The sequence below is a fragment of the Arsenicibacter sp. R0_47 genome (assembly GCF_057652235.1).
The window spans coordinates 1-20,455 of the sequence record NZ_JBYFCJ010000049.1 but is presented as its reverse complement, the minus strand read 5'-3'; the positions used below and the strand labels follow the sequence as shown (position 1 = coordinate 20,455).

Genomic DNA, 20,455 nt, shown 5'->3' with positions numbered 1-20,455 from the left:
CAGAAACTGTCCGTAAAGTTGGGCCGTGACTTTCATGGCTTTTTTTGACTCAATTTAACTCTTTTGCGTAAGTCCTACCTATAAAACCTGCGTTGTAGACGTACTCAACCCCAGTGGCTTCGAGCTGACTGTTCAGACGGACAATCGAACCGATTTCCAGAAAGAATTTGATCGGGCAAAGTCCCGATCCTGATTAAACCCTGATCTCATTATGCGTTCAACCCTGACCGTTACGCTAAACTTACACAAATCTGAACCTCGTGGCTCAGACTGCTATTAGCTTCCTGCTTCGCAGCGACCCGTTCGGAATAATCCGTCTGGTTGTTTGTCGCTCCACAGGCACTTCCCGTGTAACTCACGGTGCTGTATTGACTCAAATTGATAGCCGCATTCAAATCGCGGTCTATCTGCAAATTGCACTCTTGGCAGTGGTAAGTGCGCTCCGAAAGTTTCAGCCCTGCTTTCTTCGCACCGCAGCCCGAACAGGTCTTGCTACTGGCAAAGAAACGATCAGCTACAACGACTTCCGCGCCATACCACTCGGCTTTGTAGGTCAACTGCCTGCGAAATTCAAAGAAGCCACCATCCAGAATAGCCGAAGCCAGCCGGTGATTCTTACTCATGCCCCGCACATTCAAATCTTCGATCACGATCTGGCCGTGGTTCTTGGCCAGATAGGTGGTGAGTTTGTGGAGGGCATCCAGGCGGATGTTGGCGATCCGGGCGTGAATACGCGCTACTTTCGCTTGTACTTTTTTGTAATTGTTGCTTTGTTCCCTGGCCCCCTTCTGAAACTTCTTACTGGCTTTTCGTTGGGCCAGTTTGAGTTTACGCTTGTTACGCTTGTAAGGCTTAACAGCCTTAAAAATAGTGCCATCAGAAAGGGTAGCCAGCGTTTTGATGCCCAAATCAACGCCTACACAATCAGTCCGCTCCGGCGTACCAGTGTCTTCAGTTTTGGTGGGAGTATGCGGCACTCTAAACGAAACAAACCAGTGGTCAGCAGTACGGGTAATGCTGACATTCTTAATGTCACAAGGGGGGATAGCTTCACTGGTTCTGACCCATCCCAAATGCGGGAGTTTGATACGGCAACCGTTAGTACGAATAGCTCCTTCCAGATAGAAGCCGTCATAGCTCCCTTTCTTTTTAAACTGCGGCAAGCCCTCCAAAACCGACACGTATTTGCCTTTCCGTCGAATCGTTTTAGTTCGTTTGTAGCCCGACGGTTTTTGCTTGCGATGAAACTTCTGGTAGGCGGTTTGGAGGTTGCGAAGGGCTTGCTGAGGGGCGCATTTGGAGACCTCGTAGTACCAGCTATGCTGTGTTTTGACCTCAGCCACCAGCCGCTTATGCAGGTCAATAGCGGAAGGTATTTTCTGCTTATTCTCAAACGCCTGTTGACAGACTGCCACCCCCCAATTGTAGGCATGACGCGCTACGCCAGCGTGTTTGTAACACAGCGTCATTTGCTTGTCGGTCAGTTCCAGACGGATTTTCAGCGATTTCACAGTACTAAAATAGGTAAATTATGACTGATAACCAAGCTGTTAGTGCTTTTTCATGAAGGAAAAATCTGTACAAACTGATTTTAAATTGAGGATTTTGTACAGATTTTTCAAAGAATGTTTAGAAAAAACGAACCAGATCCAAACCCCCGACCAAACGGCTATCCTTGCTCAACTGGCTTCCGAATGGAACCAAACCGTTCTCACCACGTCCGGCCTCGATCTGGATGCGCTCCAAAGCGGCATCGAATGGCTGTATGCCTCCTTGCTGCACCGGCCCATGCCCACCCTGCATATTGTCTCATCCTGGGCGGAAGCAATAGCGACGGTAGAGACATCGGGGATGCTTCAGCAGGAGCGGCTGAAGGCCCAGCTCACCAGTCTGATAGACCATGCCGTATACACTTCGGCGCAACAGGCCATTCTTGAACAGGTCGAGCCGGCACTATGGCACCAGGTCAACGACTATTTCGAATGCCTTACCCCCATTCGGCAGGTTTGGTCCGATGAAGGCAATACTGTAGCCGATGGGCTTGCTCGTACCCAAAAGCGGCTGATCTATCCCGAGTTCTCCAACTATGGAGGGTTTCAGGATCACAAATGGGTCGTGTTCTTTTCCTTCTTTGAGCGCATCGGTGTTCTCCGGCACGATCCCTTTACGCGTTTTCGGCAACTGATTCAGAGCCGCGTTTTTGTGTTCTATGCGACTGCCGATACCGTCTGTGCCGTCGAGCCACCCAGGGCGATTGCGCCCCTCACCATCCCCCCGCCCCCCCTTGCAGTTCTGGCCTGAATCAGGCGGGCCGATAAAAGCGAAGTTGCCTAACTGAAAAAGCCACCCCATCGACGGTGGCTTTTTTTAGTTCAAGGGGCCGATTTATTGTCTAAAAAAAAAGCAAAAAAAGTGGTCATAAACTGATAACGTTTTGCGATTTCCGCTATTAATAGATGAAACCATACTGGTCCCGGCTCCGTTAAACCGGCCCTTTCTATGAATTCTGATAACATCTCCTTCAATGCGGCTAACCGACTGATCCAAACTGCTTCGCTAACTGTTTCCATGCAGGACAAACTAACCGAAGAGGAACTGATTAATACCCAATGTTACGTGTACGGCGAACTGTCGCCGAACGAGACCGAAGCGTTTGAAAAGCGACTGGCCGAGTCGCCAGCGCTACAGGAGTACACCCGTGGGCTTCAGAAAATCGAGGATGATTTCCAGTTTGTTAAAGAAAGGATGAAGTGGTTTCGGGACCGAAGGTTATAAAATCGACAATCAAGGGGTGATTTAACAGGTTAATCAACTGGGCGATAAAAGGTTGGACAAGCCCAATACGGTCTTTTATAGCCCCTCCATCCTTCGTATTTTTAAGTAACAAACCAGCACGAAGATGCCAACCGAAGAAGCGAAAAAACTGGCCGAAAACATTCAGGCGGAACTGAACACAAGCACGGTTACCCTGAAAAGCCCCAACAACAACCCCGATGATTCCCTGATTGTAGTACGGGGGGCTGGTAACAATTTTTTGAGCCATGAACTCGCCAAGCTCATGGAGTACGCTAAGGGTCGAATGCCGATGGTCTACAGTAATGAAGAAGGTCTTTTTTTCATGTTTACCTAACCCTCAGAATGTTAATCGTAACCATCCCAACTCTCAAACAGACTGTCCGCCCCCGTATGACGTGGACGGTACAACCACCTCTAAAACTGGCTTAATCGGATGAAACCACCTGTAATCTCCCCTGTCCTGCTAAGTGCTGTTAAAGCCCATTTGATGGCCAAAGCATATACCGAATCTATCCGGCCCATTGTCGAGGGCTATCAGATCGACATCCTGAAAAAGCATCAATTCCCATACAAGGAGGGCAAACTGATGGCTTTGGGCATCGCCCAGACCGGCGACCCCGCTCAGGATTGTGTACTCAATCCCAAACATGCCTATCTGATGCACGACACGGATGCCGAGTTGTTTTTTGCCGAAATCGAGGAAGCCAAAAAAGCGTATTCCTTCGGCAAAGACCTCGAAGAAGGTTGCTGCCCTCTGCTGGTAGCCGAAAACCTACAGCTTCAGGCCCTGCGGGTCATGATTGACGAAGCGGCTTACATTACCGGGTTCCGGTATGATGATATTCAGTTGATGGAGCATTACGATGAAGCAGAAGCGTTGATTGAGAAAATTGTCCTCAATAACCCCAGTATCGACAAAAGCATCTTTACCGCCGAGGCCCTGCTTTCCGTTAATTAATCCCCATGCCACCGAACGCCATCGCGTTTCGGTGGGCAATATGGAAGAATCAAGGGGAAAAATGTAAAATCGAATGACGCTTTAATACCCCCATCCGTTCACAACCAACAGGGTGTTTAAAGGTCGGCTTGGGGAACTAAACAGGTGGTAATCCTGCCCTCTTTTTTGTATATTTAAGGAGTAAAAACAATGCCACCGGGCGCGTCAAACCGGCATTCCATACATGGCTTCCCCGAAGAGAAACAGCCGGACAGCAACCACAAAAAACCCATCCAAGGACCGTTCAGAGGCTTCCGGGGTTATGCTCTCCTTATTTGATATGCCCACGGCACCAGCCCCGAAAGCGGAACGCCGGGTAGCGGAGGGGCCATTGTCACCCATGCTCTTTGACGACCTGCCGGTAAAGCCAAGCGTTCCGGTGGTTTCTGTCGCTCCGGTCAGGCCGGTGGCCCTGCCCCCGCTGACGCTGACAGCACCCCCCGTCGAGCCGGTTTTCCGGATGCTCTATCCGGACAACACCTGTATTCTTCTGGATGAGTCGGGCGAATGGCTCTATGAAGGCCCAGCCGATCAAATGCCCGACTGTTCGCATAAAACCATAGTCCATTACTTTCAGCCCCCGGACGTTTCTGCGTCCGGCCAGCCGACCCCCGTACTGGAGGCTATCTGTCTGGGTAGTCTGTTTGCGCGGTACAACGGTCAGTTCGCATCGACCAAAGGCGACTATCAGGCCAAAGACCTTGACTATGCCGTTCGGTGTGCTGCCGAGCAGGCTCCATCGGTCTTGCGTACCGCTTTCGGGGCTGGTGTCGTCCGCAACTATACCGAGAGCGCAACCGCATTGGTGCTGTTATGGCGGTGGCTGGTCGGTAATGCCTGTCGGGCGCGGGTGCTGACAACGCTTCTCCGTCTCGAAGGGTATTACCGGGGCGATCATCAGCACTTGCCGACCGTCGATGCCCTTGATGCTGAGGATCACAGCCCATCCAATTTCCGGATGTTACGGTGGGCTTCCCAACCCGAAGCCCTGATCATCCAGGGCGTACCCGAAGGGCCGTTTGCGATGGCCCAGTGTACCCACGCCTTCTCCTCATTCCCTGAACCGTTTCCCATCCAGTCTACCCCAATGGGCCTGCGTTTAGTACGGCTCCGGATAGCGGTCTGAAGAGGCCGCACAAGGCGGTGCGGAATGAATCAACAGGGGGATAAAAGGTTGACAGACAGTTTTTTAAGATTGATTCAGGGAATGTTTTAGCGTATCTTTATAGTATACAAAATGAGTCAGCTATGAGCCAGAACCCAATTCCGTTTACGTCTCCTTTTTCAAATACCACCTATCCGGTTACGGTTCGCACCAGTACCTACCGGGAGACGGATGATATTGCCCTGATTCTGGATACGGTCCATCCGGAGTCTGGTTTGGTCGAACCCTTCGCCGTGGCCAGTGTGTGTTTACCCGATATGCCCTGTATGCCGGGTCACTGCTACCTGAAAACCTATTCTGAGAACGAGGGTATTCCCGCTTTCTTAATTGAAAACGGTATCGTGGAAGCGGCTAAGCCGTTCTGGTATGTTGATCCTAAATTTATGTATGTCAAGGTGTTAGTTTAAACTGTTTTCTGCCATGTATCTTAAGCCAGCCGTATTACCCCAGGTCGAAGCGACCCTGACGCTTTCACCGGAGCACTATGTAGACCGGACGTTCACGAATTTTTCGCCGTTTATGCCGGAGGGGTACACCTACAGCGGTGAAAAGTTTACCGTCATTGGTGGCACCGTCGAGGATGCTATCTGGCTACTGGAACGGGTCGGGCTGTTTATGCTTCGCATCGGGGTAGGCTTTAAAATCGCTACCCGTAAACAGATCGAAAGCACTGATCCCGAACAACGGCTCAAGCTGTTGACGATCTACCTGCGGCCTACGGTCGATAAAGCCCTGTTGCTGAATGATCTGGTTTATCTGCTACGGGATTATCGGGGCCATGAGGGGCTACAACTGGAATTCAGCCACCACCTGGAAGGAGCCATTTACTGGCGCAACGATACCACCCCGGACGGGGCTTATATCGAAGCCGGAGCCAGCCGATTGCCGGCCACCGGAGCGCCTTGTTACTGTTAGTTTTTTAGCTGATCGTATTCAGTACGTAGTATAGACCGGCCCCGGTTCCGTCAATCCGGCCCCCAAATGCTTCCGCTCACGACGCCGAATCCCAAACCGCTACAGCAGAACGCTCCGCAGCGGGGAGACTATTACAGTCAGCTTGAAGCGATGTTTCTGCCCTATATTCAGCAGTATCAAACTGATCTGACCCGGCACGACAAACAAACGTTGACGGGCTACGTGGGGCCGTTCGTGTTTGGCTGTAGCACTCATGGCACGGACCTGATCCGGCTCAATGAGACCCTGTTGACTAAAGTCGGCAGGGCGGAGCTGAGGAGCCTGACCAGCGACGGGGCCTGGCAGCTCTTCCTCACCAGTGTTGGCACAGCGCTGACCATGCCCGGCCATAACCACCGCTTTGCCGTCGGCGAGTCGGGAGTCATCCGCGAAGTAACCCGTCAGGAGGCTATTGATTTCGCCCAACGCACCTTCACCCAATTAGTCAAACCTTATTGTCTCAAACCCTTAACCCCAACCGCATAAAGCCCATGAACCGCAACCAATCAACCTTTCGTGTTCAAACCAGTATGATCGGTCTGACAGGCCGTACACAGGCCCCACAAACCATATATGCCCAGCCGATTGGTCAAGAGTCCTTCGGCGATCTGGGAACCGCAACGGCCCATTTTACGGGCTTGCAGCAATTGTCAATGGTTCTAACCGGAGAAGACCCCCAGAAAGTGAATACCCTCATTCAGGGTGGTAAAGTCGTAGAGCTTTGTCTACTGGAAGATACACAGGAGGGTCCCCGTCAAACGGCGCGGGTGCTGATCCTGTCGAGTTCCCCCTACCTGCCGGGCGTACTGGCTGAACTGGACGAGATGCTGAACCGGTGCCGGGCCAAGCGTGGCCCGGCCAAACGTGGCCCGGCCAAAAAGATAGCATCCGACGTTCGCCGGAGCCAGCTTGTCAGCGCCTAAGCAATTGATTTTTAGTACCCCAAATAGATTGTTTATATGCCATCAGTGAAGTATTTCCCCGTTGAATCCGACGAACCGATTAAGGCCCTGCCGCATAACGGGCGAAACGGAATCATTATTAGTTGTTGTAGTTGCGGACGGGAGTTTGAAGAAACCGATAACGGCCACTACCCGCCCATTCAATTTGAGCGAGAACGGTACAACCGTCAGTGTTCGCACTGCCGGGACTGTTAAACGAAAATAGAGTCGGCCATGCCTGGCCGACTCTTAAATAGAATCCAATTGGGAGATAAAAGGTTGATAGTCAGTGAATAACTGTTGCTGTAGGGCGAGATTTCTATTATCTTTGATACAAGCAAAACGAAAAGCACTAAACCAATGGCTTACTATAACCGACCTTCAGGCGCATCGTATGACGATCCGAATTACTACCGGATGCGGGCACCAGGTTTTTTAACCTTTGTGTCTATTTTCCTGAGCCTTCTGATCATTATTCCCCTGATGTACTATCTACACATTAAATGGGGCTGGTTTTTCCTTATAGCGCCGGTCATGACCGGGCTGTTAATAGGCATTTTGAATACGCCAAACCGGGGCGTTCAGACGCTCTTGACGTGGATTGTCAATATTCTTGCCTTTGCGCTCACCTTTGTTTGTGTGGGGATCATCGGCGGAATCGGAGCCGGTTTTGTTGCCGCTGTCATTGCGGTCATTGTCTGCTGGTCGGGTTTAAGCAATTCGTATTTGCAGATACGTAATAACTATTCGTATGCCGACGAGGTAACGATTGAACGTAAGAAACGACGCATTGCGGAACGCTTCAAAGGCCGCAAGGTGTATTAATCATTGCCCTAACCAGAACATGGCTCCGGCACGGTTTAGGTTACCGGGGCCATGTTTCAAAAACGAATCAATACGACCATGTTGGTTTACACGAGCAAAGGCCCCTTTACAATACTGCCTATCCGACGGACAGCGCAAGTAGTCATTAAGGAAATGCAGCCCAATGGCTGTATAGATATTGAATGCTGGACTTCGAATCATACCGGCGTTGTGGTTACCTATGACGCGTACAAAAAAGGGAAGGTTGTTCAGTATAGCCGGTTGAAACGAGATAAAAAGGCGGGTCAACCTGATTTCTTAGGTATCTACCCAACCGGGCCAAAACGCCAGGAAAATGTATTAAAGAATGAAGAGCGCGTATATCCCTTAAACTATTCAACCATTGAGTTTTAAGGAAGTAAGTCAATCAATCTTTAATCAAGTGGAAAGACGGCTCCAGCAAATCGCGGACATATTGCAGAAGGAGGCCGGTATTATGGCGGTGCCCTGTTCGGGACTCGAAGGGTTGCCGGGCCTCGTTTTTACTATGCCCTGGAATGAAACATACCGCGCTTCGGCAGGGCTGACGCTGGTCCTGGAACGTGTTGTCGAATGCGAGACACCGGTACTGATTCAGGGGGGCATTGCCACGCCTGAAGACCTCATCGACCGGCTTACCCCACCCCCGCCACCCCCTCAGCCCGAACGCCTGTATCAATGCGAAATCCGCTGGCGTTTCAATCGAAAAACCCGTAGGGAAGGCATCGCGATTGCGGCATCCCTCGTTTACCGGAGTACCAGGCTCCGAACGACGCAGGTTCGGTCAGTCGCACAGCGACCCATCGCGGAGATAGATTTGCTCATTGATGCTGTGGATAGCAAAAGTGCCGTCCAACAGGCACAACGACTCCTGAAGGAGTCTCCCTTTCTAAGGAGCTTACAGCCCCTGACGATTTTTGACGAAGTTTAACCCAATCCCTGTTTTTATGGTCGATCAACCTGTTATCGAGCTGCCGAACGCAGCCGCCCATCCCACCCGCCAAATGCTGATTGTAGCCTGCCTGGCGAATCGGGTACAGGGGGGCGACGGCTGGGAACTAACGATAGAGGATGCCAATACCGGCGTCACCCTGGCTTATGATACGGGCGGGAAATTCACGCATGGCTACTCCCGGAAAGTAACGCTGGCGGTCGCCCTGCCGGAGGAATGCAAACTCGTTCACGACTATATCTATGATCAGCATGGGATGCCCTACGAGCAGTATCTTGATTACATTCACTCGATGGCCACCCCTGTCGCACCCGTAAGCGCTTCGGATTCCAAACCCGACGCGGGAGTCATTCAGCCAGGCACCGTCCTGTACCGTCGAAACGGGGCTAAAGAACAGCGTTTTGAAGAAGTGGTGGTCAACACCGTAGGCCGGACCTATTTTACCCTGGTTGGCCAAAGCAGGGGCCGTTACCGGCTGAGTGATCTGTGTTTTGATTCGGCCTACTCCAACGCCCGTGAGCAGCTTTACCGCACAGGTGAGGAAATCCTTGACCTCATTGAGCGCACCCGACTCGAAGAGACGATCCGGAAAATCGTCTATTACGAGAATGGCTACCAAAAACTAAGCCTGGAACAGCTACGGATCGTCAGCACCCACCCCCTAAATGGGGTAGGCTTGTGAAAGAGCCTTGTTGACCAGACTCAGCCCTTATCAGGGCTACGTTATAGCGGTCACGATACCGGAGGGTGCGTTGCCAGCCCTCCGCCGGATAATCCGCCAGCTATCGACAACGATTAAACAGGTCATTGGGAAAAGCCAGTGTCGTTGTCCGAACAAGCCGCTATAACCTTGTCGAGGCACACTTTACCCCCTCAGGGGGAGAACCGTTAAGTAATTGATCTATGCAGAACCGAGTCTTTGTATTAGCTACCGACAAAACCCCGTTGATGCCCTGCCACCCGGCCAGAGCCAGAGAACTCATGCGCGAGGGCAAAGCGGCTGTGTTTCGGCGCTTCCCCTTCACCATCATCCTGCGACAGCCCACTACGGACGGTACGCAGCCATTGGCCCTCAAAATCGACCCGGGCAGTCAGACCACTGGCATGGCCGTTGTTTTGACCGGCAAGCGAGGAAACCGCGTGTTATGGGCCGCTGAGCTGACCCACCGGGGGAAGGCCATTCGCGCAAGTCTGGAGAGCCGACGAGCCTTGCGACGGAACCGACGCAACCGCAAGACGCGCTACCGCAAACCCCGTTTTCTCAATCGGAAACGAATCACTGGCTGGCTCTCCCCTTCGGTCCTCAGCCGGGTTCATAATGTGCAGACATGGACCAAGCGGCTGACCCGATGGGCACCCGTTTCGGGCCTGTCGGTCGAGCGGGTACGCTTCGATACCCAGCAGCTACGGAACCCTGAGATTGAAGGGGTCGCGTACCAGCAGGGAACATTACAGGGCTACGAGGTGCGGGAGTACCTGTTGGAGAAATGGAACCGCCAGTGTGCCTACTGTGGCAAAAAGGATGTGCCCTTGCAGATCGAACACATGCACCCCAGTAGTCGGGGAGGTTCCGACAGTATCACGAATCTGACGCTGGCCTGTCAGCCCTGCAACCAGAAGAAAGGAAGTCGCACAGCCGCTGAGTTTGGCCATCCCCAGCTTGTGGCTAAAGCCGCTCGGCCCTTAGCCGATGCAGCCGCCGTCAACGCCACCCGGTATCGGATTGTGGACGAATTAGCCACCCTAGGCTTACCCATCGAGACGGGAAGCGGAGGCCGGACTAAGTACAATCGGACTCAGCAGGCCTACCCTAAAGCCCACTGGATAGATGCTGCCTGTGTGGGCGAGTCGGGAGAGAAGGTCTTTCTTTTCGAATGTCTGAAGCCCTTACTGATTACGGCTACTGGTCACGGATCACGCCAGATGTGCGGTACGGATAGATACGGTTTCCCTATTCGCCACCGAAGCCGGAACAAATCGTTTCTGGGCTTCCAGACCGGCGATATTGTCCAGGCCACGATTCGGACCGGAAAGTACGAAGGGAACTACACGGGAAGGATCGCCATTCGCCAACGGGCCAGCTTTCGGTTAACGACGGATTGCTCAACGGGGAAAACCCTACGCTTTGATGTTCACCCCAGGACATTGACGATCTTACACCGAAATGACGGATATGCCTATCAAAATGGCGATTCACCTGCCGCCTGAAGACGGTAGCCCCCTCGCCTATTGTTTCGTGGCCTGATTTCTCTGTCAAGACCTTTCAACAATCGTTTAAAATGGCAACAAACGTATCACCCGTTTCCGGGGTACAAACCCAGGAACCCGATTATCAGGGATTTGGTGAACACCTTCAGGCGTTCACCGAGGCAGGAGCGCCTATAGACCGAAGACTTTTGTTAGAACTGGCGGGGAAGTACAACACGCCGATTCCGGGGACCGATTTCTGGAAACAGGAGTTTGGCGACGAATAATTCGCCGGTAATTCTCATTATTCATTCACCAAAAGCATTCGCCATTCAACGCAGTTGGATTACGAATGCTTTTTTAATTACAGCCAAGAAAAAATGAAAATCAAGGGGAAAATAAACCTCAGAAATTAGAGGTTTCCGCAAAAACTTTTGATCGAAAAAACAATAACTATATACGGTATTTCTCAATGAAAAACCGCAGTAATATTCCCCATTTTCTATCAAAGAGAATGGGGAATTTCCGCCGTAAAATACCCTGTGTTTTGGCCCTGATTTTTCAATAGATCAAGGCAATAGTAAATGCGTTTATTCCGGACTTTCGTTCAGATAATCGCACTGGTCTGCATACTGTAAATCAACGACAAATGTACCGCAGCGGCGGACCGTCCCTGGCACGACTCGAACGTGCGACCTTCTGAGCCAAATTCAGATGTTGTAACCAACTCAACTACAGGGGTATGTGTGACGCGTACCGGATTCGAACCGGTGGTCTTCTGCGTGAAAGGCAGACGACCGCATCGGCGGTCCGATTAAACCACTTGTCCAACGCGCCAAAATACTGTTGCACGTCCTGAAGGGGTCGAACCCTCATTGCTGGTGTTGGAGACCAGTTTCTTACCGTTAGAAGAAGGACGTATAAAAACAAAAAATCCGCTTTACGGGCGGATAACAGGCAAAACACTGATAGAAAAACGTGCTGTTATCCGAGGGGTAGCGATTGCCACTCCTGCTCTTCAGCACCAACAACAACAAATCCCGCTACTGGCAGAACCAGGCGGTTGTACGTCGTGCAGGTATTTCTGTTCGTTTTCATGCTACAAAGGTAATTTACTTTGAATGATTTCTCCAATTTTGTTGCCAACTATTTTCGAAATTTTTTTTTGCAGTTCTGCTCTGTTGTGCGGATCACGAATCCAAAACCGTATTTGAGTGGGTAAATAGCTCAGTCCGTTCCACAAATTCCTTAGTTTACGGCGAACTCAAAACAATCGGTTTATTCAGTAGAAAAAGTACTTTTGTTGTAGTCAATACAATACGTTTTATGTCCAGAAAATCGGTTCAACTGCGTTTTTTTACCCGTGCGGATAATAAGCCTGAAGTGCCAGCGAAAAAAGAGTGTATCGGGTATATTTCCAAAGGTGGGAAACTTATTTTTCCTCATTCTATTCTGGCCGATCTTCCCTTTGCCCTGGAAAATCAGGCCGTCCGGGTGGGTGTCAATGAGAGCAAACGGCACCAGCGGCAACTATACCTGTTTCCGGGTGGTGGACCCGAAGATGGATTTACGGTTGAAGCCATGAGTCGCGGTCTGTCGGTCGATCTGGCATCCATTCTGAAGAGGGGCGGACTTTCCCTTTCTTCCATAAAATATTCCTTTTTAATCCGGCCTTTTGTCTACGAAAACCAAACCGGAATGATTCTCACGATCCGGGAGTCCGCCAACATTCCTGCCTGACGGCTGGACTCCTGATCGCACCGTAATATGTACCAAAACGTAACAATCATGAAACAGCCTCGTACTTCATCGAAACCGCCGGTTACGATCCGATTTTTCAAAAAAAACGATGCGTTATCCGAAACGTCCCAGCAACAGGGGACGAATAAAAAACGGGGCCGGGGACGGCCAGGGAATCTCCCCTGGCTTCAGAAAGGAACCTATAAGTCGGTCCTGCTACCCAGGGACATCGTGGAAACGATTCAGTTGCTCAACGAGCGGAATACGCATTTAACGCCCCAGACCTTAGCCGTCTATATCGACCGGATGGAGGCTGACGAGGAATGGAGAGCCTATTACTGGCAGATGATCGTGTCCTATACGATCTATTTGTATCTGGATACGATTTCAAGGGACGGGGAGACCTCGCCCACCGACATCATCCCCCATCCCAAAGGCCGCAAAAGTACCCGGTCGTTTACCATGCCCCAGATTGCCGAAACACTCAATATCCGGACGTTCAATTTAAAAGTGATCGCCCAGGGCAAAGGGGCAACCGAAATTTTTATACGGTTCGTCGATACCCTCTATAAAAAAGACATTCACCTGTTCGCCATTAAAAACCAGCCAGGCGTTGTTCTTCTGGCTTACCAGCAATTTAATCGAGGAAAAGCATCTTGAACGCCCCACGCTGCTACCCATGACACCCATCAACGCGCCTTTCACTCCCGAGCAGGTCGAGCGCCTGAATGCCTTTCAGCAGGCAGGCCGCTTCCACCCCTTCACCTGTTGCAGCGATGGTCCCGCCGACCAGTGTGAACGCAGGCTACGCAAAAGCGAAGGCCTGCTCATCGCCACGCCCGAAGGCTGGGTTTGCCCCTGTGGCGCTTATCGACAAACCTGGGCGCATGGATTCATGGCCAACGAGCAATAAATGGTCTGCGTGGCTGCGGTTTCCGGTTCATTGCCGGAACGTCTCAATCAGTGCAATATCTCCTTCGTACACGGTCGTATCCGCACAAGGCTCACCAGCGTTGTTGCGATGCCTGCGGCTCCGATAGGCCGTTCCATCCCCACCCCGGGGAATGACCGCGCCAACGACCTTGCCGCAGGTCTGGCAGGTGAGCCGGTAGAGCGTTCCGTGCTGTTTTTTGGGGCCCTTCATACTCAGGTGGTCGGTTGATGCACGATGCTCAGGCTGGTACGGCTCAGCCTGAAGGTGAACCGGCCATCCGTGCAGATGATTTTGGGACGGACATGATCCGTCTGGCCAATGTACCGATAGGTCTGGCCGTCTGTATCGACCAGGAGCTGGTCTTTTTTGAGGGTGCTGGCTTCTTTACTTGTCATGCAGGCAACTGTTTCAATCCGGTTGACTGGCCGCTTTTATGATCTGGACAATATCCCGGGAGGAAACGACCTGGCATTTGGCCGTGATCTCCGCAATCCGACTTTTGGGCATATCGTAGTGTGCCAGTCCATTGGTCGGGTGAAACCAACACCGATTAATGCCCAGCTCGTCGGCCATCCGGTGCAGATTATCGACACTGTAGGGAATACAAATCAGGTGCCGTTTTCGATCACAGAGGTATATCATGCTGAGTAATCAGTTCCGCCATTGTCAGAATTAACCAACGCGCATTTTCATAGTAGGGGGCGTTATCATACGCCAGCCGGTCCGCTTCTGAAGGAAGTCGGGAGGCCAGAAACGGATACTGCACCAGCAGGCTGTCGGTGCGATCCGGAACAACGTCATCACTCAGCAGAGCAGCATCAAGAGCCGCTTTTGAGTGCAGTTCGGACCGAATGATCGGCCTTTTTTCGATTAAACTCAGTTCATTCATGGCAACCACATGGCCCGATAGGCCGTTAGTTCGTTAAATACGGCCTTCAAAGCGTGATATGGTTATTGGGGTTTGTTATTCGTTCGTATACGATACAGCCGCCATCGTCGCCGTCGGCCCAGCAGCCGCAGTCGCAATTCAAATCGTACTCCCACTCCATCAGCGTTCCGTCCGGGGTGCGGCAGCAATGCGCACCGGCATGTCCTGCGCGTTTGAGACAGCCCGTGGCATCCACAAACTCGCCCCGCAGAAAGAGAATATGACAGCGCTCACTATCCCATGTCCTCGCCGGTCGAATATCGCAATCGTCGGAAGTCAGAGCCATTCTATTCGGGATTATACGGTTTCCATTCGGTGATGCCCTGCACAAAAAATCCCCCGGGGCGACGGCAGAACCCCAGATCCTGATAATACTGCGCCAGCCGGTCTATATCCTGTGGATGCCTTTTTCGGACAATCACATATTGCTCATTCACGGGCGTCTGATCCGCTAACCGTATCCAAGCCGATCCATCGTTAGTATTCGCTGCCATCAGGTGGGAATAGTGTTGGTTCAAAAAACGAAGGTTTGATGCCGGGCGTGTTCACCAGACAGTTCAGTACTTCTTCATCCGTCAGGGTATCATCCAGCGACAGCAGCGTCGTGGTGACGAAATGAGGTGGCAACGACTGTTGCATCCACGCAGCAACCAGCGCAATGATCTGGCCCCGGATGGCATACCCTTTTTCTACTTCAGCATGTTTACTCACGGTCAGTTGATTTAGGAGGTGAGGGTTTGAATCAGGTCAGAGGCCTCCGCTTTTGATTGGGGAACAAGTACCGCTATCCCCGCTTTTTCACATAGCCGGGCAATATACGACAACTGTGCCGCAGACGGGGGCGTTTGGGTTGCGTTGGGCCAGCGAAAGCATTCAGGCAACGCAATGCCGTAGCCTTCCAGCGCCAAGGCAATGTTCTTGGGCATACAGCAGGACCCCGCGAAGGGGTAATTGCCCAGCAGCACCAGCCCTACCCAGCCTGCCGACTTCCGGATTTTATAGGCGAGCTGAACATTGGTGATTTTCCGCTGTTTCAGTTGGTCCTTGATCCGGGCCATTTCAACAACCCGGTTCGACGGATCACTGTAGCAGTGCGATGGCCCCACAAAATCAAAAAGGCTGGGGGGCATCGGCTGAGTGGCGGCTGAAGATGCCTCTGAAGTAGTTATTTCGCTCATTGCAGTCTGCCTGGTGTATAGATAACATCACTCGTTTCTTCTGTTACAAATCCCTGCCCTGGTCGCCAGAGCCGGTACTGATGCCTCTCGATTACCTGACCGCCGACCAACATGGCCAGCTCTTCGGCGAGTTTCCGGGTCCGGCATTTGATTTCTGTTGCGTCGATCAGAATCAGGTATCGGACCTTTCGCAAGTGGCGCTCCGTTAGACTGACTCCGCTCAAAGCTCTTCAAATTTGCGGCAATCATTGTGTTCGAATTCATCCCCATACAGTAACGTCATGATCTGACGGGAGTACTTCGCTGAAGAGGTGGTATAAAACACCTCTGACATAGGGCGGGTAGCCCACATTTCGAACATGAGAAAGTCCCGGTCCCCGTCCCCCCTGGGAATCCAGCCATACACAATGTAAAAGCCGTCTTCTGTTTTGGTGAACCGGTCCCACTGCACCGGGATTGCGGAGGCCAGTAAGTGGGCTATCGCCTTCACCGGGCCGCTATCCGTCGAACGGGGCATTTCAGTGGCTGGAATGCCGGTGGCCGGCAACTCCAGTTTCTCCCGGCCCCGAGCCAACAGATCAACGGTCAAGGCCACGATACTTTGGGCCATTTCAAGCCCTACCGCTGTCCGCCCCTCGATCTGAGTCAACAGCTCTGATAACGTGTAGGACTTTCCGCCATTCACCAGCAGATAGGGTGTATTCTGCTCGTCGGGTGAATGCCGGTTGATGTACGCCTTGAGCGCATTGACGATAAGTTCGTTGTCGCTCGTCTGGGTCGTCTCGATGATCATTGCTCGTTAGCGTTTTAATTTACCGGCGTTGTACAACCGGCGATCTTTCATGATGGCCTGAACGGACACCCCCGAGGAGGCTGCAATTTCGTTCAGGCGTTCGCCCCGGGCCAGCCGTAACAGCCGCTGCCAGCGGGAACGATACCGTTCTGACACGCTCGACATCGTTGCTTCCAATGCTGCCACGTCGAGCCGATGCACCGGACGTGGCCTGAAGGGGGCATTCAGGCCCGGTATATCTCCCTGTTCATACAGGCGCAACCAGTTGAGAATCGTGACGTGGTGGACTCCGAATGCGTCCGCAACGGCCCGGACCCGCTCCCCTTCTTCGATCCGCTTAATGGCGCTCAGTCGATGCAACCCATTGGCAGACAGGTCGTTAAATAGTTGATCCATAACGCGTTGTTCACTATTTAAAAATACAAAAATGGTTTCAATTCACCAAATAAAACAGTCGTTTTATTTGGTGAATTTTACGTTTGTGCCGGTCGATAAAGGGAACATTGGCTATTGTATTCTGGGTACAGATTGCATTATTTGAGGTATGAAAAACGACAATAGCGAGATCAGCACGGCACCCACACTGGAGGTTCTGATGCATATTGCCGGGGAGAGTACCTTTCTGCACGAACAAATCCAGACTCTCTATGAACGCTACGACTCGTTCATAGCCGTCGAAACGATTGTCCACATTGCCATGACACGCCAGATGCCGCTGTGGGCGGCTGAAGAACTCTGGAACAGTCACGTATACGAGCGGGAATAAAAGCGAACCAATAGGGTCATAAAAGGGGTGATACGGGGCCGACAGCCTTGTTTAACCCCGCTATTCGCTGTATCTTTAAACCAATATAAACAGCCCGTCAGAGCGTTATCTGGCACCTTTTTATGACGGTTGATCTTGCCATCGCTCCCATCTACCAAACCTCGATGCGTTTACCCCGCCGAAAAGGCGCGACAACCATTTTTCATAGTGGATTGGACGATTCGGCCTTGCGCCGGTTGATGAAAGCCCTGTTTCCCGGACAGAGCGGAGCCTGGCATGGGCAAAAACTAACCGAATGCCAGCAGGCCAGCCAGCAAGCCGATAACCTCTACCAGCAGACCGTCGAAAACGCGTTCCTTAACCATTTTGGCCGCAAACCAACCCTGTCTGATTATCAGGTGTCGGGTATCTACAGCCAGGAACTACCCGAGGAAGCTAAAACAGCGATCCGTGCCGCCCTGACCCTTAAAAATAACTGGGCTGACATCTGCACTGCCCATCGGGCGGCAACCCGCTATAACTCCTGATTTTTTCAGAAAACAAGCCGGCAACGGCCTCAACACCTTGGGTAGCGAGTACCGAACTCGTCAGGCAATCGAAAAACGAAGCAGCTATCAGTCCCCTAACGAACATGCGTGAGAACCCTATCCAATATACCCTGGACGAACTTGTAAAGAACGTCAGCGCGAAAGCATTCGGCAAAGTCAGTGCAGCTACGTATACCATCCCTGGTATAGTTTCATCCATCGAGTATAACCGGTTTGGTACACTCGTTGGCACCAGCAAATCCCGTCCTTTCCTGTTCAAAGGAAAAGGATACGCCAGTCTGACGCAGGCCCTGGAAGCCCTTAACCAACATCTTCAACCAGTGTACACCGTTCAGTAGCGGATAGTTAATCCGTTTGGATGCGGTCCCGCTACCAAAAAAACCACTGATAGCAATACGTCAAATATATATTTAATGCATTTATATATTTATGCTTTTGGCGAATTGCTATCAGTGAGAAACCGTCATTTCTCAATTAAATTGCATGGCCAATTCGTCCACTCAACTCACGAAAGCAGAGGAAATTGTCGTCGGGACAGAGGTAACCTATCAAGGCACTCTGGATGGCATGATTCGTCCATTAGGCAGGGTTAACCGACCCCGCCGGTTTAACAGCCTGATCAATGCGTATACTTATGGGGTCATTTTCCCCAAAGGTTATTATCAGGTCGAAGAACAGTTGTTGACCGTCAGCAGCAACGAGACACCATCCGAATAGCTCGTTTTGCGTACTTCAAATTAGAACCAAGGGGAGATGAAACGATTAACTAACGAACAGATCGAAGATCGGATGACGATGTACGAGGAAGCGGCTTCGCACCTGGAACAGGAAGTGTGTCATACGGATTCCGAGCGAGAGCAGGCCACCATCGTCGCCCGACAGATCCGCAGTCTGGCAGAAGCCTTCTGGAAGGCCAGGAACAAACAATCACCCGCCCATCAAAAGTCCGTACCCGAACGGAATCAACTGGGTCAATAAAGGGACAGGTTGGGCTGGCCCGTCTTGCCTATTCCCCTGCATCGTCGTATCTTTAATACAGATAAAAGGCACGAAAAGCCGTAAAAACAAAACCATGAAAGCACTATTTTTCTCCCTCATCGCTACCCTAACAGTACTGATCGCTGGCTCTTCAGCCGCCCAGAATATCAACATTCCCACGCCGTTAGGGGGCATCAATACCGGTAGCCGACCGGCTGACATTCTCACCAATGCGGCCCAGTATGGTATCAATCTGGGGTATCAGGCGTTAAACCGGAAGGCGCAAAAAAACAAGAGCCTGAAACAGCAGGTCAAAACCGCAAATCAGGCTTGTGTCTACCAGCTTGACCGGCTGGAGAAAAATGACCTCATCGTGAATAATATGCTCCGGATCGAATACAAACGCATTCAGGACAAATTCACCGCCGATGGCCGTAACAAGCGCAACCCGTACATTGTCGATACCCATGTCAATGACCTCAACAGGTTAGGCCGACTGGCTACCTATTTTAATTCGACTTGTCAGAGCATACAGTCCTTACAATCCCTCTACCCGGCCAGCCGTACCCCGCTGGAAGCATCCTATAAGGCATTTGTGGCGCAGTTGGTCGTAACTCAACCAGACTTTAGTTCAGACGAAGCGGTGGCGATTCTGGGGGGACAATTAGGCGATATACAACGGTCTTTGCCGGGTCTGTTACCCGGTAAAGCCGATAAACAAGCCCGGCCCGACGTGGCCCGGCCCGACGCGGCCCGTTATAAACTTTAACAGAAACCATCTGCCCACGTTGGCCGGCCCAGGCTGACCAATGGGGCAGACCCTAAATCCTCATCCTGTCATGATGCCAATTTCCGATCAACCTACTGCCGACACTGTTGAAGCGCCGACCGCCCAATCATTCATCTATCAGGGTAAACGGTTTATTCCGGTTCGGCCATTGACGCCCAAAGAGTCGGCCATGAGTCTGAGTGAAATAACACGGGCCTTTGGTCTGGCGGATTGCCCCGAGTTTCAACGGGCCGAACGACCCGACGCGACTGACTACCGCCCGATCTGGAACCACGCCGATTTTTACCAGATCGCCAAAGCCGCCGGAGCCGGAGACATGGAGGTGTTTCGTCTGGGTAATCAACAGGTGATCCCCTGCCAGAATTATCTGGCGATGCTCTACCCCTATTGCTATGGTCGGGGGGATGCCTATTACCGCGAACCACAGGCCGGGGAGTCGTCGCTTAACCCCTACTTTGGCCCTCAGCCAGCCCTCGAACAGCCGCTGCCGTTTGCGACCAAACGATTGTCAGAGTACGCCACCCCCGAGGAATGGTTAAGCCATGTCTTTATCGTTCCCGATGCCGAGGGTCACGCAAAACCCTACGGCAATCCGATGCTGATTCAGGACAAGCGTAACCCGACCGGCCAGCCTGTGCTTTCCTTTTGCCTGCTGGCTGAACACGAAGCCAGCCTGCGGGATAATCCCCGGGCCTGCCGGGAGTTCCTGAGAAGTTTTTTTAAACTCTATTCCTCCATCTAACTATGTCGGCCAACCGTCTACAGGCGCTATTTCTGACCCTTCGGGATGATACCCGAACGCTCTTTGAGCAACTGTTTCAAGCCTGCCCTCAACCCTGTCTTCTGGTCGAAGATCCGGCCCTGCATGTCTTTGGAGGCCGTGAGGATTATGGTGTTCCCAATTAGTTGGACAGCTTTTGGGCTAATTCAAGCTTGGGAAATCCGAGTCAATAACTGTACTTTTT

At 51.8% G+C, this 20,455-nt stretch carries 37 protein-coding genes and 2 tRNA genes; 26 read left to right on the top strand and 13 right to left on the bottom strand.

Features of this window, described 5'->3' with window-relative positions:
- Positions 1–230 precede the first annotated feature (230 nt).
- A complete protein-coding gene (locus AC23NW_RS34535; protein WP_487455174.1) occupies positions 231–1,511 on the bottom strand; it encodes an RNA-guided endonuclease InsQ/TnpB family protein in 1,281 nt (426 codons plus the stop codon).
- Between the two features lie 52 nt (positions 1,512–1,563).
- Here AC23NW_RS34535 and AC23NW_RS34530 point away from each other — a divergent pair, with 52 nt between their 5' ends.
- The 15 genes from AC23NW_RS34530 (at position 1,564) to AC23NW_RS34460 (ending at position 11,122) form a co-directional block, all read left to right on the top strand.
- Positions 1,564–2,301, top strand: a complete 738-nt coding sequence (locus AC23NW_RS34530; RefSeq protein ID WP_487455173.1) for a hypothetical protein — start codon at positions 1,564–1,566, stop codon at positions 2,299–2,301.
- A 198-nt stretch (positions 2,302–2,499) separates the two neighbouring features.
- Positions 2,500–2,775 carry a hypothetical protein gene (locus AC23NW_RS34525; protein ID WP_487455172.1) on the top strand — a complete coding sequence of 92 codons (276 nt, stop codon included), beginning with the start codon at positions 2,500–2,502 and terminating at the stop codon, positions 2,773–2,775.
- 124 nt (positions 2,776–2,899) lie between these two features.
- Positions 2,900–3,130, top strand: coding sequence for a hypothetical protein (locus tag AC23NW_RS34520; protein ID WP_487455171.1), 231 nt, complete (start codon positions 2,900–2,902; stop codon positions 3,128–3,130).
- A 99-nt stretch (positions 3,131–3,229) separates the two neighbouring features.
- Entirely contained in the window at positions 3,230–3,754 is a 525-nt protein-coding gene (locus tag AC23NW_RS34515; protein WP_487455170.1) for a hypothetical protein, read from the top strand.
- Between the two features lie 301 nt (positions 3,755–4,055).
- Positions 4,056–4,919 (top strand): hypothetical protein, encoded by an 864-nt coding sequence (locus AC23NW_RS34510; RefSeq protein WP_487455169.1) that lies wholly within the window; start codon positions 4,056–4,058, stop codon positions 4,917–4,919.
- A 122-nt stretch (positions 4,920–5,041) separates the two neighbouring features.
- Positions 5,042–5,365: a hypothetical protein gene (locus AC23NW_RS34505; protein WP_487455168.1), complete on the top strand. Its 324-nt coding sequence runs from the start codon at positions 5,042–5,044 to the stop codon at positions 5,363–5,365.
- Positions 5,366–5,378: 13 nt separating this feature from the next.
- Positions 5,379–5,873 (top strand): hypothetical protein, encoded by a 495-nt coding sequence (locus AC23NW_RS34500; protein WP_487455167.1) that lies wholly within the window; start codon positions 5,379–5,381, stop codon positions 5,871–5,873.
- Between the two features lie 66 nt (positions 5,874–5,939).
- A complete protein-coding gene (locus AC23NW_RS34495) occupies positions 5,940–6,398 on the top strand; it encodes a hypothetical protein (RefSeq protein WP_487455166.1) in 459 nt (152 codons plus the stop codon).
- A 5-nt stretch (positions 6,399–6,403) separates the two neighbouring features.
- A complete protein-coding gene (locus AC23NW_RS34490; RefSeq protein WP_487455165.1) occupies positions 6,404–6,835 on the top strand; it encodes a hypothetical protein in 432 nt (143 codons plus the stop codon).
- Positions 6,836–7,213: 378 nt separating this feature from the next.
- Positions 7,214–7,678 carry a hypothetical protein gene (locus AC23NW_RS34485; RefSeq protein ID WP_487455164.1) on the top strand — a complete coding sequence of 155 codons (465 nt, stop codon included), beginning with the start codon at positions 7,214–7,216 and terminating at the stop codon, positions 7,676–7,678.
- A gap of 51 nt (positions 7,679–7,729) precedes the next feature.
- Positions 7,730–8,071, top strand: a complete 342-nt coding sequence (locus AC23NW_RS34480) for a hypothetical protein (protein WP_487455163.1) — start codon at positions 7,730–7,732, stop codon at positions 8,069–8,071.
- Positions 8,072–8,099: 28 nt separating this feature from the next.
- Positions 8,100–8,627, top strand: coding sequence for a hypothetical protein (locus tag AC23NW_RS34475; protein ID WP_487455162.1), 528 nt, complete (start codon positions 8,100–8,102; stop codon positions 8,625–8,627).
- A gap of 16 nt (positions 8,628–8,643) precedes the next feature.
- A complete protein-coding gene (locus tag AC23NW_RS34470; RefSeq protein ID WP_487455161.1) occupies positions 8,644–9,330 on the top strand; it encodes a beta barrel domain-containing protein in 687 nt (228 codons plus the stop codon).
- 221 nt (positions 9,331–9,551) lie between these two features.
- On the top strand, positions 9,552–10,856 hold the full coding sequence (gene iscB / locus AC23NW_RS34465) for an RNA-guided endonuclease IscB (RefSeq protein ID WP_487455160.1): 1,305 nt from the start codon (positions 9,552–9,554) through the stop codon (positions 10,854–10,856).
- A 71-nt stretch (positions 10,857–10,927) separates the two neighbouring features.
- Entirely contained in the window at positions 10,928–11,122 is a 195-nt protein-coding gene (locus AC23NW_RS34460) for a hypothetical protein (RefSeq protein ID WP_487455159.1), read from the top strand.
- Between the two features lie 460 nt (positions 11,123–11,582).
- Here the strand turns inward: AC23NW_RS34460 and AC23NW_RS34455 are convergent.
- Both AC23NW_RS34455 and AC23NW_RS34450 read right to left on the bottom strand, forming a co-directional pair.
- A tRNA-Glu gene (locus AC23NW_RS34455) sits at positions 11,583–11,672 on the bottom strand.
- Positions 11,673–11,684: 12 nt separating this feature from the next.
- Positions 11,685–11,755 (bottom strand) — tRNA-Trp (locus AC23NW_RS34450).
- Positions 11,756–12,161: 406 nt separating this feature from the next.
- Here AC23NW_RS34450 and AC23NW_RS34445 point away from each other — a divergent pair.
- Genes AC23NW_RS34445 through AC23NW_RS34435 form a run of 3 tightly spaced genes read left to right on the top strand, consistent with a single transcriptional unit; the run spans position 12,162 to position 13,488 of the window.
- On the top strand, positions 12,162–12,575 hold the full coding sequence (locus AC23NW_RS34445; protein WP_487455158.1) for a hypothetical protein: 414 nt from the start codon (positions 12,162–12,164) through the stop codon (positions 12,573–12,575).
- A gap of 48 nt (positions 12,576–12,623) precedes the next feature.
- The gene (locus AC23NW_RS34440; RefSeq protein WP_487455157.1) at positions 12,624–13,235 is read left to right on the top strand and encodes a hypothetical protein; all 612 of its coding nucleotides are present in this window, start codon (positions 12,624–12,626) and stop codon (positions 13,233–13,235) included.
- Positions 13,236–13,254: 19 nt separating this feature from the next.
- Entirely contained in the window at positions 13,255–13,488 is a 234-nt protein-coding gene (locus AC23NW_RS34435; protein WP_487455156.1) for a hypothetical protein, read from the top strand.
- 27 nt (positions 13,489–13,515) lie between these two features.
- Here the strand turns inward: AC23NW_RS34435 and AC23NW_RS34430 are convergent, their stop codons facing one another.
- The 10 genes from AC23NW_RS34430 to AC23NW_RS34385 all read right to left on the bottom strand — a co-directional run bounded on the left by AC23NW_RS34430 (position 13,516) and on the right by AC23NW_RS34385 (position 16,804).
- On the bottom strand, positions 13,516–13,719 hold the full coding sequence (locus AC23NW_RS34430; RefSeq protein WP_487455155.1) for a hypothetical protein: 204 nt from the start codon (positions 13,717–13,719) through the stop codon (positions 13,516–13,518).
- Between the two features lie 2 nt (positions 13,720–13,721).
- The gene (locus AC23NW_RS34425) at positions 13,722–13,904 is read right to left on the bottom strand and encodes a hypothetical protein (protein ID WP_487455154.1); all 183 of its coding nucleotides are present in this window, start codon (positions 13,902–13,904) and stop codon (positions 13,722–13,724) included.
- Between the two features lie 13 nt (positions 13,905–13,917).
- Positions 13,918–14,082 carry a DUF4031 domain-containing protein gene (locus tag AC23NW_RS34420; RefSeq protein ID WP_487455175.1) on the bottom strand — a complete coding sequence of 55 codons (165 nt, stop codon included), beginning with the start codon at positions 14,080–14,082 and terminating at the stop codon, positions 13,918–13,920.
- Between the two features lie 52 nt (positions 14,083–14,134).
- Positions 14,135–14,398: a hypothetical protein gene (locus tag AC23NW_RS34415; RefSeq protein WP_487455153.1), complete on the bottom strand. Its 264-nt coding sequence runs from the start codon at positions 14,396–14,398 to the stop codon at positions 14,135–14,137.
- 326 nt (positions 14,399–14,724) lie between these two features.
- The gene (locus tag AC23NW_RS34410) at positions 14,725–14,931 is read right to left on the bottom strand and encodes a hypothetical protein (protein WP_487455152.1); all 207 of its coding nucleotides are present in this window, start codon (positions 14,929–14,931) and stop codon (positions 14,725–14,727) included.
- On the bottom strand, positions 14,915–15,148 hold the full coding sequence (locus AC23NW_RS34405; RefSeq protein WP_487455151.1) for a hypothetical protein: 234 nt from the start codon (positions 15,146–15,148) through the stop codon (positions 14,915–14,917). The genes AC23NW_RS34410 and AC23NW_RS34405 overlap by 17 nt, the downstream gene beginning before the upstream one ends.
- Before the next feature lie 11 nt (positions 15,149–15,159).
- Positions 15,160–15,615 carry a hypothetical protein gene (locus AC23NW_RS34400; protein WP_487455150.1) on the bottom strand — a complete coding sequence of 152 codons (456 nt, stop codon included), beginning with the start codon at positions 15,613–15,615 and terminating at the stop codon, positions 15,160–15,162.
- A complete protein-coding gene (locus tag AC23NW_RS34395) occupies positions 15,612–15,809 on the bottom strand; it encodes a hypothetical protein (RefSeq protein ID WP_487455149.1) in 198 nt (65 codons plus the stop codon). Before AC23NW_RS34395 ends, AC23NW_RS34400 begins: the two co-directional genes overlap by 4 nt.
- 26 nt (positions 15,810–15,835) lie before the next feature.
- Positions 15,836–16,408, bottom strand: a complete 573-nt coding sequence (locus AC23NW_RS34390) for a hypothetical protein (RefSeq protein WP_487455148.1) — start codon at positions 16,406–16,408, stop codon at positions 15,836–15,838.
- A 6-nt stretch (positions 16,409–16,414) separates the two neighbouring features.
- A complete protein-coding gene (locus AC23NW_RS34385) occupies positions 16,415–16,804 on the bottom strand; it encodes a helix-turn-helix domain-containing protein (protein ID WP_487455147.1) in 390 nt (129 codons plus the stop codon).
- 148 nt (positions 16,805–16,952) lie between these two features.
- Between AC23NW_RS34385 and AC23NW_RS34380 the strand changes: the two genes are divergently transcribed.
- The 8 genes from AC23NW_RS34380 (at position 16,953) to AC23NW_RS34345 (ending at position 20,396) form a co-directional block, all read left to right on the top strand.
- Positions 16,953–17,174: a hypothetical protein gene (locus AC23NW_RS34380; protein ID WP_487455146.1), complete on the top strand. Its 222-nt coding sequence runs from the start codon at positions 16,953–16,955 to the stop codon at positions 17,172–17,174.
- A gap of 122 nt (positions 17,175–17,296) precedes the next feature.
- Positions 17,297–17,701, top strand: coding sequence for a hypothetical protein (locus AC23NW_RS34375; protein ID WP_487455145.1), 405 nt, complete (start codon positions 17,297–17,299; stop codon positions 17,699–17,701).
- A 104-nt stretch (positions 17,702–17,805) separates the two neighbouring features.
- Complete coding sequence (locus tag AC23NW_RS34370; RefSeq protein ID WP_487455144.1) at positions 17,806–18,060, top strand: hypothetical protein; 255 nt, start codon at positions 17,806–17,808, stop codon at positions 18,058–18,060.
- A 145-nt stretch (positions 18,061–18,205) separates the two neighbouring features.
- Complete coding sequence (locus tag AC23NW_RS34365) at positions 18,206–18,439, top strand: hypothetical protein (protein ID WP_487455143.1); 234 nt, start codon at positions 18,206–18,208, stop codon at positions 18,437–18,439.
- A gap of 36 nt (positions 18,440–18,475) precedes the next feature.
- The gene (locus AC23NW_RS34360) at positions 18,476–18,700 is read left to right on the top strand and encodes a hypothetical protein (RefSeq protein ID WP_487455142.1); all 225 of its coding nucleotides are present in this window, start codon (positions 18,476–18,478) and stop codon (positions 18,698–18,700) included.
- Positions 18,701–18,794: 94 nt separating this feature from the next.
- Complete coding sequence (locus tag AC23NW_RS34355) at positions 18,795–19,469, top strand: hypothetical protein (RefSeq protein WP_487455141.1); 675 nt, start codon at positions 18,795–18,797, stop codon at positions 19,467–19,469.
- 70 nt (positions 19,470–19,539) lie between these two features.
- Positions 19,540–20,232: a hypothetical protein gene (locus AC23NW_RS34350; protein WP_487455140.1), complete on the top strand. Its 693-nt coding sequence runs from the start codon at positions 19,540–19,542 to the stop codon at positions 20,230–20,232.
- Between the two features lie 2 nt (positions 20,233–20,234).
- Positions 20,235–20,396 (top strand): hypothetical protein, encoded by a 162-nt coding sequence (locus tag AC23NW_RS34345; RefSeq protein ID WP_487455139.1) that lies wholly within the window; start codon positions 20,235–20,237, stop codon positions 20,394–20,396.
- Positions 20,397–20,455: the final 59 nt, after the last annotated feature.